11 protein-coding genes and 1 tRNA gene are annotated in these 12576 nt (G+C 37.1%); 2 read left to right on the top strand and 10 right to left on the bottom strand.

Translation table 11 applies throughout. The features are described from left to right. Window positions 1-9: 9 nt before the first annotated feature. Window positions 10-2442, bottom strand: coding sequence for an alpha-ketoacid dehydrogenase subunit alpha/beta (locus AC5P2S_RS08190; RefSeq protein WP_494556914.1), 2433 nt, complete (start codon window positions 2440-2442; stop codon window positions 10-12). Between the two features lie 151 nt (window positions 2443-2593). On the opposite strand from AC5P2S_RS08190, the gene AC5P2S_RS08185 reads away from it, so the two are divergent. After that, window positions 2594-2887: a hypothetical protein gene (locus tag AC5P2S_RS08185; RefSeq protein ID WP_283415211.1), complete on the top strand. Its 294-nt coding sequence runs from the start codon at window positions 2594-2596 to the stop codon at window positions 2885-2887. Here the strand turns inward: AC5P2S_RS08185 and AC5P2S_RS08180 are convergent. The 4 genes from AC5P2S_RS08180 to AC5P2S_RS08165 form a co-directional block, all read right to left on the bottom strand. Beyond that, complete coding sequence (locus AC5P2S_RS08180; RefSeq protein WP_283415210.1) at window positions 2884-3801, bottom strand: ribonuclease Z; 918 nt, start codon at window positions 3799-3801, stop codon at window positions 2884-2886. The genes AC5P2S_RS08185 and AC5P2S_RS08180 overlap by 4 nt on opposite strands. 54 nt (window positions 3802-3855) lie before the next feature. After that, a complete protein-coding gene (rdgB, locus tag AC5P2S_RS08175; RefSeq protein ID WP_283415209.1) occupies window positions 3856-4440 on the bottom strand; it encodes an RdgB/HAM1 family non-canonical purine NTP pyrophosphatase in 585 nt (194 codons plus the stop codon). A gap of 196 nt (window positions 4441-4636) precedes the next feature. Further along, a complete protein-coding gene (locus AC5P2S_RS08170) occupies window positions 4637-5452 on the bottom strand; it encodes a CPBP family intramembrane glutamic endopeptidase (RefSeq protein ID WP_494556913.1) in 816 nt (271 codons plus the stop codon). Continuing rightward, a complete protein-coding gene (locus tag AC5P2S_RS08165) occupies window positions 5452-6504 on the bottom strand; it encodes an ABC transporter substrate-binding protein (protein WP_494556912.1) in 1053 nt (350 codons plus the stop codon). Before AC5P2S_RS08165 ends, AC5P2S_RS08170 begins: the two co-directional genes overlap by 1 nt. Window positions 6505-6551: 47 nt before the next feature. Here AC5P2S_RS08165 and AC5P2S_RS08160 point away from each other — a divergent pair. Then, window positions 6552-6625: transfer RNA gene (locus AC5P2S_RS08160), tRNA-Arg, on the top strand. A 67-nt stretch (window positions 6626-6692) separates the two neighbouring features. Here AC5P2S_RS08160 and AC5P2S_RS08155 read toward each other — a convergent pair. The 5 genes from AC5P2S_RS08155 to AC5P2S_RS08135 form a co-directional block, all read right to left on the bottom strand. Then, entirely contained in the window at window positions 6693-7490 is a 798-nt protein-coding gene (locus AC5P2S_RS08155) for a Cof-type HAD-IIB family hydrolase (RefSeq protein ID WP_494556911.1), read from the bottom strand. Between the two features lie 73 nt (window positions 7491-7563). Beyond that, window positions 7564-8613 carry a UDP-glucose--hexose-1-phosphate uridylyltransferase gene (locus AC5P2S_RS08150; RefSeq protein WP_494556910.1) on the bottom strand — a complete coding sequence of 350 codons (1050 nt, stop codon included), beginning with the start codon at window positions 8611-8613 and terminating at the stop codon, window positions 7564-7566. After that, complete coding sequence (gene galK, locus AC5P2S_RS08145; RefSeq protein ID WP_494556909.1) at window positions 8597-9781, bottom strand: galactokinase; 1185 nt, start codon at window positions 9779-9781, stop codon at window positions 8597-8599. Before galK ends, AC5P2S_RS08150 begins: the two co-directional genes overlap by 17 nt. A 413-nt stretch (window positions 9782-10194) precedes the next feature. Then, window positions 10195-11160, bottom strand: coding sequence for a transketolase family protein (locus tag AC5P2S_RS08140; protein ID WP_494556908.1), 966 nt, complete (start codon window positions 11158-11160; stop codon window positions 10195-10197). Window positions 11161-11725: 565 nt separating this feature from the next. Continuing rightward, complete coding sequence (locus AC5P2S_RS08135; RefSeq protein WP_494556907.1) at window positions 11726-12571, bottom strand: transketolase; 846 nt, start codon at window positions 12569-12571, stop codon at window positions 11726-11728. Window positions 12572-12576: the final 5 nt, after the last annotated feature.

The following is a 12576-nucleotide window of genomic DNA, read 5'->3' as shown; positions in this document are numbered from 1 at the left end:
AATTTCAATTTAGTAAATCGCTGGATATTTCCCCGGATTCAATTCATTGAACAATTGATATACTTTTTCCACAATATCATCTGCGGAAGGCTTACTGAAATAATCTCCGTCACTTGCATAAGCTGGCCTGTGATTCTCAGCAGAAATTGTCAACGGATCCGAATCCAAATATCTGAAGGCTTTTTGTTTTTCCAAAATCTGCTGAAGAATAAACGCCGAAGTTCCTCCTTCAACATCTTCATCTATTATTACCAATCGGTTTGTTTTTTTCACACTCTCAGCAATCTCGTGAGATAGATCAAATGGAATCAGGGACTGAACATCAATAACTTCTGCAGAAATCCCTAATTTTTCCAATTCATTTGCAGCTTCAGTCACAATTCTCCAGGTAGAACCATAAGTTACTAAAGTTACATCTGTACCTTCTTTTGTTACTTCTATTTTTCCAACTGGAACTGTGAATTCTCCTAAGTTATCCGGCTGTTTTTCTTTCAGTCTGTAACCGTTCAGACATTCTACAATCACGGCTGGTTCGTCACTTTGGAGCATCGTATTGTAAAATCCTGCGGCTTTTGTCAAATTTCTTGGAACCAAAATATTGATCCCTTTGGAAAGATTAAGAATTCCTGCCATTGGCGAACCGGAATGCCATACACCTTCCAACCTGTGACCTCTCGTCCTGATAATGACAGGTGCTTTTTGCCCGCCTTTGGTCCTGTATTGAACCGTTGCCAAATCGTCGCTCATCCCTTGAAGACAATACAAAATATAATCAAGATATTGGATTTCCGCTATTGGTTTCAAACCTCTCATTGCCATTCCAATTCCTTGTCCAAGAATTGTAGCTTCACGGATTCCTGTATCAGCGATTCTTACATCACCATATTTTTCCTGTAGTCCTTCCAAACCTTGGTTGACGTCTCCGATATTTCCCGTATCTTCGCCAAAAACCAAAGATTGAGGATATTTTTCAAAGATTTTATCAAAGTTATTTCTTACAACTACTCTACCATCTACTTCTTCGGAAGAATCAGAAAATATCGGTTTGATCTCTTTAACATTAGTCGCTTTCCATTCCGATTCAGAATACAGATGAGAAGAATAATTATCTTTTTCGATTTTTAAGATTTCTTCGTATTTCGATTTCAATATATTTCTTTCAGCTGAATCTTGGTTCCTTGTCAACAATAATGTCTTTCTTATCAATTGGAAAACATCCTTTTTGCTCACAGAAATGATTTTATTGAAAGTCTCGATCAAATTTCCAATTTCGAAGTTTTGGTTTTTAATGGATTCTACTAAAGGTAAAACGTCAGACTTAAGATCAGAAATTGTTTTTTGGTAAGCTTCCCAAGCTTTTTTTTGTCCTTCTTTTACTAATTTTTTAGCCTCCGAATCAATTGAATCTAACTCCTCAGCGGTTGCCAAAACTTCTTCCTGGCCTTCGATTTCGATGCTGTAATCCAAAATCCATTCTCTGAATTTAATTAATCCATCAAATTCAGATTCCCAGCTTAATCTGTCTTCAGATTTATAACGCTCATGCGAACCAGATGTTGAATGGCCTTGCGGCTGTGTTACTTCCGTTACATGTATTACAACAGGAACACTTTCATATCTGGCAAAATGTTCGGCTTTCGCATAAGCTTCCATCAGCGCCGGATAATCCCAGGCTTTTACCTGGATAATTTCACAGCCTTGATTTTCACCTTCATTTCTCTGAAAACCTGAAAGCATTTCGGATATATCCGCTTTTGCTCTTTGATTCTGAGTAGGAACCGAAATTCCGTAACCATCGTCCCAAATCGAAACGATCATTGGAACCTGTAATGCACAAGCCGCATTCAGAGTTTCCCAGAAATGGCCTTCTGCTGTAGAAGCGTCACCAATTGTTCCAAAAGCAACTTCGTTTCCGTCTTTCGAAAATTTCTCAGAACCTTCAAATTTTACAGATTTATAAATTTTAGAAGCCTGAGCCAGTCCTAACAACCTCGGCATTTGTCCCGCCGTTGGAGAGATATCAGATGAGATATTTTTCTGAGCTGTCAAATCTTTCCAACTTCCATCAGCATTTAGGCTTCTTGTAGCGTAATGCCCGTTCATTTGACGACCTGCTGAAGCTGGTTCTCTTTCTACACTTGTATCAGCATATAACTGAGCAAAAAAACTTTCTACAGAAACCGCATCAATTGCCAAAGCAAAAGTCTGATCCCTGTAATAGCCAGAGCGGAAATCTCCATTTCTGAAAACTTTTGCCATTGCCAGTTGCGGCAATTCTTTACCATCTCCAAAAATTCCGAATTTTGCTTTACCAGTAAGTACTTCCCGTCTTCCTAAGTATGACATCTCGCGGGAAATTCTTCCTAATCGATAATCATCCAGAATACTGTTTTTGAAGTCCTGAAAAGAGATCTGTTGAGTTTCTATATAAGTTGATTGCATATCAAAGAGTTTTGACAAATATAAAATTTTTTAGCTAATTTTTGTGAAAATGACATTTTGACTTTTTAAAGAATTTTTAATTAATCATAAACTATCATAAAGATCGGTAAGACTATACGATATTTTGATATTTTTAAACAAAATAAATTAAATGAGAAAAACTGCACCACATATACTTAATGCATCAACAAATCTATTAGGGTTTTGTCTTGTGATCCTGACATCCTTGAAAATTGCAAAATTTCAGCATCATTCTTACCTAAACGAGTTTGCAGTTTGTGCTATTTTATGTTTAGTAATGAGCTGTACACTTTCATTTCTTGCTATTAAAACTGACAAAGAAAAGGTTTCCGGAAAGCTCGAAAATTTTGCTGATGTGCTTTTTTTTGCAGCATTGCTATGTATCACATTAGCAATATGTATAGTAAGTATCGATGTTGTCTAACCAATTTTTATCGTTTCCAAAGCTTTCGGCAGAAAAGAGTTAGGAAAAATCTGTCTTGCCTCATCCGTCATAACACTTAAGTCACTGTAACGATTGGAAAAATGTCCTAAAATCAGCTTTCCGACTTGTGCTTTTTTGGCTATAGTTGCAGCTTCCAAAGCAGTGGAATGCCCCGTATAATCTGCCATTTCTTTCAGATTATGAAGGAAAGTGGATTCGTGGTAGAGAATATCTACATTTTCTATGATCTGGATAATGTCTTCTTTATATTTGGTATCACTGCAGAATGCATAAGAAACCGATGGTTTTGGATCTGTCGTCAGTAATGCATTATTGATGACGGTTCCATCTTCCGTTACAAAGTCTTTTCCTAAACGTAGATTCTGGAAATCACAGATCTCGATTTCTTTATATTTGGAAATCTCCTTCATGTTCAGATGACGCTCTTTTGGTTTTTCCCTGAAAAGGTAACCATTGCAATAGATCCTGTGATTAAGTGGAATAGTGAAAACCTCTACCCTTTTGTCTTCATAGATTTTTACAGATTCTTTACCCTCTAGCTCGTGATAAATGACTTCAAAACCTTTGTATGTTTCTGTAATTTCAAAAATAGTATCCATCATTTTCTTGATACCTTTTGGGCCGTAGATATTCAGCGGGGTTTTTCTTCCTAATAATCGGAAAGACGCTACCAATCCCGGCAAACCAAAACAATGATCACCATGAAGATGTGAAATGAAAATATGATTAATCTTAGAAAAACGGACTTTAGCCTTACGCATCTGCACCTGAGTTCCTTCGCCACAATCTATAAGGAAATGACGTTCTTCCATTTCCAGAAACTGAGAAGTCGGAGAAGAGTTAATAGTCGGAATTGCTGAATTGAATCCTAAAATTGTAAGATATGTACTCAATTTTTCTTAGATGTATTGAAATTACGAGGTAAAGATACAAAAACATTATAAAAATCACACAACACCCCCTCTGGAATTGAGAAAGTCTAAGAATTTTTTCAAAGCTTCACTTCTGTGACTGATTTTATTTTTTTCTTCGGGCTGCATCTCAGCAAAAGTCAAATTGTAATCGTCCGGAACAAAAATCGGGTCATAACCAAACCCTTCTTCTCCGAAAACTTCTTTTGTCAAGTTACCATAAACCCGGCCTTCGAAATAATGCTCGCCGCCCTCATCTTTGTAACACAAAACAGTTATGAAGTAGGCTCTTCTATTTGGTTGATCCTTCATTTCTTCCAAAACTTTTTCGATATTTTTTTTGAAATTGTGATTGCCAGCATATCGCGCAGAAAAAATGCCCGGCCGCCCACCTAATGCTTCTACAACCAGTCCACTGTCATCACCAACACTTGGTTTGCCTGTCTTCTCGAAACAGTATTTAGCTTTGATAAGGGCATTGGCCTGGAAAGTATCACCGTCCTCGATGATTTCTTCATTCAAATCGTAGTCCGATAAACTGGTCACAACATAATCGGTTCCTAATATCTGCTGTATCTCTTCTTTTTTATGTAAATTATGTGTTGCTACTAAAATCTCCATTTATATATAATTGATGGTTGATAAATTATCATTGATTATGTTTGAAATGTTCTATTTTCTTGACATTTGTTTTTATGACCAAATTGCAGCCCGGCTTGAGCGGAAATCCTTTTTTGCTTGTACTCAATTTCTATTTAATCTGAAAAATCTCTGCAAAAAAGATTGGGAGCGGAAGACGGATTAAGCTGCCCTAAATTTAATCTTTATAAATAATATTCTTCTGGATTGCGAAAAAATAAAACGGTATTATAAAAATCGCTAATCCTGCTGCTAATAGTAGTTCAGGTTTAATTTTTAACAAATCAGAAAACGTTTCTGAATCTGAGTATAACATCATCATCGCCGACAACAAATTGTTGAATGCATGAAGCAAAATTGGCATCAGCAGCGATTTGGTTTTGTAATACACCAAACCTAATACCAAACCGAGCAGCAATGCGCCCGCAAATTGCCACGGATTGAAATGGACAACGCCGAAAATGAATGCCGAAACAATAATTGCCGTAACTGGTTTGACTTTGTTATTCAGCATTCCTTTCATAATGATGCCTCTAAAAAGGATTTCTTCCAGAATTGGCGCCAGAATGACGGTCATTATCAGTAATGAAACTGGTTCTTTAGCGAGTTTTGCAAATTGTTCTGAGTACATTTTGTAAATCTCGCCAAGTAAATCGCCTGTAGTCGGAATGAGTTGTGTGGTGTAATCTGCAACCAGCATCATCCCGAACATCATTGGAAATATCAATAGATAAACCCGAAATGGTTTGGTTGAGAAATCGAAATTGAGTTTGTTTCCGTCTTTTCTTACAATAAAAAAATCGAAAAAGAGAATGGGAACTACCATTGTTGCCGTATACATCAAAATATTAAAAATCCCAGTATCACTAATATCCTGTCCAAATAACGCAGACAATCCTAAACCAATTGCATACATCAACGACTGACCGATAAACAGCCCGACAACCAATAAAATCCCAACAAAAAAATCGACTTTATAATTCTGTTCTTTCATTATTTGAGCGCTTTCATATAAATTAAAGGTTCTGATTTGAAAGTTACATCTTCCGGATGAAATATCTTGAAATAATCTCTCAAAACCAAATCGCATCTTACAACACCCGATTCGAAATAGTCATTGGCATTGTCTTTTTCGCGATTGTTTATCATATATAAGTTCCCAGAATTGAAGACTTTCATTTTGCTGTAATTTGGATTGAGAGTCAATAATTCTTTTTTGTTCCTATGCGGACTGATATTGATCCAATAATTGACATTCTCTGATTTCACAAAAACTTCCTCAAAACTCAAAGGCACAGAAGATGATTCTTTGTTGTCTTTCAGAATATAATGCCCCCCAGCATCATTGATTAATCTTGCGACAAAGGAATTCCCGCCTGGTAAAAACCATTGACTTCCATACATTTCATTGCAGAGAATATTTGGTTTGTTTGCTGTTTTGGATGCTAAGGCTTGAATTTTTTTATAATTGTTCTCAATATTTTTAAACGTTTCCTCTGCTTGTTCTTCTGCTCCAAATAGTTTTCCAAATAACAAAAGATATTTTGACTTTTCTAATGGATTTTGCTCTAGAAATTCGTCCAGGAAAATCAATGTGATTCCGTTTTTCTTTAAGATGTCATAAGTATTGGCAAAATTGGGAACATAGTTGGTAAAAATAACGTCCGGTTTATTAGAAAGAATTCTCTCAATATTATACTTCTGTTCGTTTCCGATATTGAGAATTTGATTTTGATTAATTAACTGATGGATTTTTTCTGAAAAAATATACTCGGGACTTGAAACGCCTGTTATTTTATTTTCCAGATTAAGTTCAGAAAAGTAGCCAATCAAGCTTGAATTAAGCAACATTGCTTTCTGAAATGGTAATTTTTCTTTTGGAATGACATTTTTAAATTTTCCTGAGTTAATAACCAGATTTTTTGAATCATCCGAATAATTAACTCTTTCCGAGATAGTTATATTTCCAAAATCTGATTTTGAAATTTCTTTTTTACAAGAAAATGCAAAAAGAAAGAAAATTAAAAGTAAAAAAATGCGTTTCATCTTCCAAAGAAAGCAAAAAAGTACTATATTTGCAAACCTTTAAACAGGGCCTCGTGGCGCAACTGAATAGCGCATCTGATTACGGCTCAGAAGGTTACAGGTTTGAATCCTGTCGAGGTCACATAATCAAAATCAAATAGCGTCATTAAAAGTGACGCTATTTTTTATTAGAATCCTGTTGACTTTAATTATAATTTCAAATAATCTCTGATAGTACTTACTACACCGAAGTCATCATTTGTAAGAGCAGAATAAGTTGCATTTTCTTTTACAACCGGGTGTGCATTTTGCATTGCATAGGAAAATTTGGAGTTTTTCAGCATTTCAATATCATTCATATAATCGCCAAAAGCCATTGTTTCAGAAGGAAGGATATTTAATTTTTTCTGAATAATTTCCAGAGCTTTTCCCTTATTGATGTTTCGGTTCATAATATCAACCCAGTATTTTCCTGAGACTACAACCTCAAGATTCTCATTTTCAAAATGTTTAAGATATGGATAGATATTTTTCTCTGAACCTTCCGGATGGTAAATAGCAATCTTAAAAGCATCATCATCCACCTCCAAAGTCAAATCATCAACTTTCTGATTTTCCGTATAATATCTGGTAAAATAATTCACAAATGCTTCATCCTCGCTTTCATAGTACGCTTTTTTCTTTGCAGAAAGAACAGCTCTCGCACCAGGTATTTCACGGATGGTTTTTATAATTTCGACTATGAATTGATGATCCAGTTTATCTGCAAATAATTCCTCATTTTTATAGATAACATAACCACCGTTCTCAGCAATAAAACCGATTTCATTTTCAATTTCTGTAAAATACTGCGTAATTCCCGGCATTTGTCTTCCGCTTGCAGGCACGAAAAGGATATTTCTCTTCTTCAATTCCTGATAAATCTGAGGAAAATCCGGACTGACTTCGTATTGAGAATTTAGAAAAGTGCCATCCATATCGGTGACAATCAATTTAATGTCTTTCATAAATTTAATGTAATAGAAAAATCGATTGATTTTCTCTGATTAATAAAAGTGTTGCAAAGATAAAACTATCTTTTTATCCGCATTTATAATGTATGTTAGAAAGACTTTTCAATATCTCCGCACTCTGCTCCGGTGCAACGTCGCGCTGCGCTTCCGCAAGCATTTCGTAGCCAACCATAAACTTTTTCACTTCCGCACTTCTCAGCAATGGCGGATAAAAATGCATATGAAAATGCCACTCCGGATGCGGTTTTCCATCGGTTGGCGACTGATGAATTCCGGCTGAATATGGGAAGGAAATCTCAAAAAGATTGTCGTATTTCGTGGTTAAATCTTTTATAATGGATGCTAAAGATAATTTTTCGTTTTCGGAAAACTCAATCAGATTCTCAATCTTTCTTTTGCTCACGATCATCGTTTCGTAAGGCCAGACCGCCCAGAAAGGAACTAGTGCGACAAAATCCTCATTTTCAAGAATTATTCTTTCATTAATTTCTAGCTCTTTTTTTACATAATCTTCAAGAAGAGAAGATTCGTTTTTATCAAAATACTTTTTAAGATTTTCCTGTGTTTTTGCCACAATAGAAGGAATTGAAGACTGTGCCCAGATCTGTCCGTGCGGATGCGGATTGCTGCAACCCATCACCTGACCTTTATTCTCAAAAATCTGAACGTGGTTGATATAATCTAATCCTCCCAATTCTTCATATTGCTGTTGCCAAACATCAATGACTTTTTTGATGTCATCAACTTCCATTTCAGGTAGTGTTAGACTGTGATTTTCCGAAAAGCAAATGACACGATTGATCCCTCTTTCAGGTTTTAATGAAAAAAAATCAGAAATTTCCTCAGAAAATTCCACATCATCTTTCATCAGAGAACCGAAATCGTTATCAAAAACGTAAACACCTTTATAATCAGGATTTTTCTCGCCGTTTACACGAACATTTCCTGAACACAAATAACAATTCGGATCATGAGCCGGAAGCTGTTCTTCTGATGTTTTTTCTGTTTGTCCCTGCCAAGGTCGCTTTGCTCTTTGAGGCGACACCAGAATCCACTCGTCCAAAAGCGGGTTATATCTTCTGTGCGGATGCTTTTTTTGATTAAATGACGAATTCATTTTCTTTGTATTCATTAATTCCGTCCGATATTTTTACTTGATAGACTTTCATGTCGATGTTGTAAGCCTGCTTGTATTGAGCACTGATATTTTCAATAACGCTACTTACATTTTCATCTTTAATAAGGTTAATACTGCAGCCGCCAAAACCGCCACCCATAATTCTGGCCCCTAAAACGCCTTCTTCTTTTAAAGTTTCCTCAACCATAAAGTCGAGCTCATCACAGCTTACTTCAAATTCGGTCGAAAGTCCGGAATGGGTTTCGTTCAACAATTGTCCCAAAAATTCAACTTCTCCTTCTGATAAAGCTTTTGCAGCCTTTTCTACCCTTTTAATTTCTTTCAGGAGGTAAAAGCATCTTTTATAAGACGTCTCTCCCATTTCTGCTCTTACTTCATCGAGCATTTCAAAACTAAAATCCCTGAATTTCTGTATTTCAGGAAACTTTTCCCATAATATTTTTTTGCCGTTATCAACATCTCTTCTTCTGTCGTTGTATCCGGAAGTAAGGTGAGTATGTTTTACGCAACTGTCGAAAAGAACCAAGCTGTATCCATCGATATTGGCTTCAAAATACTGATGTTCCAGAGAATTGCAATCGAGCATAATCACTTTATGCTCTTTTCCGAAGACTGACGAAAATTGGTCCATAATTCCGCATTTTACTCCTACAAAGGTATGTTCGGATTTCTGACCAATGACCGCTATTTCTTTTTTATTTAAATGTAAATCGAAAATTTCGTTGAGAATATAAGCAAATCCACATTCCAAAGCTGCCGATGATGATAAACCTGAACCCATCGGAATCGTACTGCTGAAAGCAATCTGCAAACCTCCGACTTCTTTTCCTGATTCCTGAATGACATTAAAAACGCCCAACAGATAATTGACCCAGGTCTGCGAAACCGGAAACTGTTTTTCATTAATGTCAAAAATGAAAGAATCGTTGAAATCTTTGGCAAAAAAAGAGATTTTAGAATCATCAGTTTTTTTCACGGCAAAGCAAATATTCTTATCAATGGCAGCCGGAAGCACAAAACCGTCGCTGTAATCTACGTGTTCTCCAATGATATTGATTCTTCCCGGAGCGAGAAAAATTCGTTCCGGCTCCGATTCAAAAGCCGACCGAAAGGCCTCTTTTGTGTAATTGATTAAATTCTCCTGCATAAAATCTGCAAATTATATTGAATGGAAAGTTTAAATTTAAATTAATGACTAAAGTTACGGTTTTCTGTTTAGGTGACTGTCCTGCTCAATCGGAGAAGACAGTTGGTGACGTGACAGGATTCATATTGATAACCGAGACCTTTCTATTTTTCTGTTTCGATGACCTTATTTTTAACCACTAAGAGCACAAAGAGATTCACAAGGAGCACAAAGCTTGTTACCTTTGTGTGAACTTCGTGTTCCTTGTGGTAATAAACGTATTTTCTAACAATGCAATATTACAGACTTTCTGCTCATCACTTTTCTAACCACTAAGAACACAAAGAAATTTACAAGGAACACAAAACTTGCGAACTTTGTGAAAAACCTAGTGTACTTTGTGGTTAAATAACCGCATTTCTAACAATGCAATATTACAGACTTTCTGATTTTCTGTTCATTACTTTTTTCACTGCTTCAACAATATCATTCGCAGTTAAACCGTATTTTTCCATAAGCTGATCAGGAGTTCCGCTTTCCCCGAAACTGTCGTTGACGGCAACATATTCCTGAGGCGCAAGATATTCTGTAATCAGAAGCTGTGCAACGCTGTCGCCTAGTCCGCCCAGTCTGTTGTGTTCTTCTGCCGTAACAATGCATCCTGTTTTCTTTACAGATTTTAAAATCGCTTCAGAATCTAATGGTTTGATGGTGTGAATATTTATGATTTCTGCATCAATGCCTTGTTCTTCCAAAATTTCTCCGGCTTTGATGGCTTCCCAAACCAAATGTCCCGTTGCAACAATCGTAACATCTTTTCCTTCATTCACCATCCACGCTTTTCCGATTTCGAATGTTTGATTTTCATCAGTAAAAACAGGAATTACGGGACGTCCAAAACGGAGGTAAACCGGACCTTCGTAATCTGCAATCGCAATGGTTGCCGCTTTGGTCTGGTTGTAATCGCAAGTGTTGATCACCGTCATTCCCGGAAGCATTTTCATCAATCCGATATCTTCAAGAATTTGATGAGTAGCGCCGTCTTCGCCTAAAGTTAAACCAGCGTGGGAAGCACAAACCTTAACATTTTTTCCGGAATAAGCAACTGACTGGCGAATCTGGTCGTACACTCTTCCTGTAGAAAAGTTGGCGAAAGTTCCCGTGAAAGGGATTTTGCCTTCCGTTGCCAGACCTGCTGCCATTCCAATCATATTGGCTTCCGCAATTCCGATTTGGAAGAATCTTTCCGGTGCTTTTTCGATGAATTTTTCAAATTTTAAAGAACCGATAAGGTCTGCGCAAAGTCCGACAACATCGGGATTTTTATCCGCCAATTCTGCCATTCCCGCTCCGAAGCCGCTTCGGGTGTCTTTTTTTTCTGTGTAGGTATATTTTTTCATTTGATTAATTGTTGGTTATTTTTTTGACGCAAAGAGCGCAAAGATTTTTTATCTTTTTGAGGATATTTTCGTTCGCAAAGGCGCTTCGCTCAGCTAAGAAAGTGGATTCCTCAAGTAAGTTTTATCCGATGTTTTTACAAAATATTTTTTTGTGAATACTAAAAGCTTTCCAGATCACCTCTACGAGGTTTTGTGATGCCGAATTATTTTTGATCTATTATCAGTTCGCTCCTACGGAGCATTTATTATTCTAAAACGTATTTAGATTGAGCCACAGCGTGGCGAGCTGTTAATAGCAAAATTAAGTTTAGAGCATCAAGCTCCGTAGGAGCGACCTGTAATTTAACATCACAATAAATTTCATTGTTCTTCCCGAAAACTTTTTCTCTTGAATGTTTTATTCATTGATTGATTTGGAACGGCGAATCGCTCGCAGCCCGGCTTGAGTGGAGCTCTTTTTGTGACATTGCGCGTTGTAACGTTCTATGGATTGCTTCACTTCGTTCGCAATGACACAAAAAAGCGGGAACGGAAGACGGATTAAGCTGCCCAAATAATTCTCAAATTAATAATCGCCCAAAGTTTCTTCGAGTTGATCTAAAGCTTTTTGTAATTGCTCGTCATTCGGTGCTTTCCCGTGCCACGCGTGAGTTCCCATCATATAATCGACACCGTAACCCATTTCTGTTTTCAGAAGAATACAAATCGGCTGACCTTTCCCTGTTAAAGATTTGGCTTCGTCCAGAACTTTCAGAATTTCTTCCATATCGTTTCCGTTTTCTACCTCAAGAACTTTCCAGTCAAAGGCTTCAAACTTGGTTTTAAGATTTCCGAGAGAAAGTACTTTGGATGTTGGGCCATCAATCTGCTGACCGTTGTAATCGACCGTTGCGATAAGATTGTCAACTCTGTTGTGAGAAGCATACATAATCGCTTCCCAGTTCTGCCCTTCCTGTAATTCGCCATCGCCGTGAAGGCTGAACACCAAATTCGGATCTTTATCTAATTTCTTTCCGACCGCATGACCAACTGCCACAGACATTCCCTGTCCAAGCGAACCGGAAGCAATGCGAACTCCGGGAAGATGCTCGTGCGTCGTCGGATGTCCCTGCAATCTGGAATTCAGCTTTCTGAATGTTGCCAGCTCAGATTTGTCGAAATAGCCTGCATGCGCTAAAACGCTGTAAAAAACCGGGGAAATATGACCGTTGGAAAGATAAAAAACATCTTCACCTTTTCCCGTCATATCGAAACCTTCTTTTCTCTTCATTGCATCAAAATAAAGAGCTACAAGAAAATCTGTACATCCTAATGAACCTCCCGGATGTCCCGACTGGCAGGCATGAACCATTCTTACAATATCTCTGCGAACCTGCGAAGCAATACTTTTTAATTTTTGAATATCGTGCATATATT

It is taken from the genome of Epilithonimonas sp. 33E, from assembly GCF_059372615.1.
The sequence above is the reverse complement of the archived record's forward strand: the minus strand, read 5'-3'. Positions and strand labels throughout refer to the sequence as shown.

Coding starts and splice junctions, on each gene's coding strand:
- galK (WP_494556909.1), bottom strand. CDS start 9,781: ATGCAGGAGAATTTAATCAATTACACAAAAGAGGCCTTTCGGTCGGCT.
- AC5P2S_RS08155 (WP_494556911.1), bottom strand. CDS start 7,490: ATGAAAGACATTAAATTGATTGTCACCGATATGGATGGCACTTTTCTA.
- AC5P2S_RS08190 (WP_494556914.1), bottom strand. CDS start 2,442: ATGCAATCAACTTATATAGAAACTCAACAGATCTCTTTTCAGGACTTC.
- AC5P2S_RS08135 (WP_494556907.1), bottom strand. CDS start 12,571: ATGCACGATATTCAAAAATTAAAAAGTATTGCTTCGCAGGTTCGCAGA.
- AC5P2S_RS08150 (WP_494556910.1), bottom strand. CDS start 8,613: ATGAATTCGTCATTTAATCAAAAAAAGCATCCGCACAGAAGATATAAC.
- AC5P2S_RS08170 (WP_494556913.1), bottom strand. CDS start 5,452: ATGAAAGAACAGAATTATAAAGTCGATTTTTTTGTTGGGATTTTATTG.
- AC5P2S_RS08140 (WP_494556908.1), bottom strand. CDS start 11,160: ATGAAAAAATATACCTACACAGAAAAAAAAGACACCCGAAGCGGCTTC.
- AC5P2S_RS08165 (WP_494556912.1), bottom strand. CDS start 6,504: ATGAAACGCATTTTTTTACTTTTAATTTTCTTTCTTTTTGCATTTTCT.
- rdgB (WP_283415209.1), bottom strand. CDS start 4,440: ATGGAGATTTTAGTAGCAACACATAATTTACATAAAAAAGAAGAGATA.
- AC5P2S_RS08185 (WP_283415211.1), top strand. CDS start 2,594: ATGAGAAAAACTGCACCACATATACTTAATGCATCAACAAATCTATTA.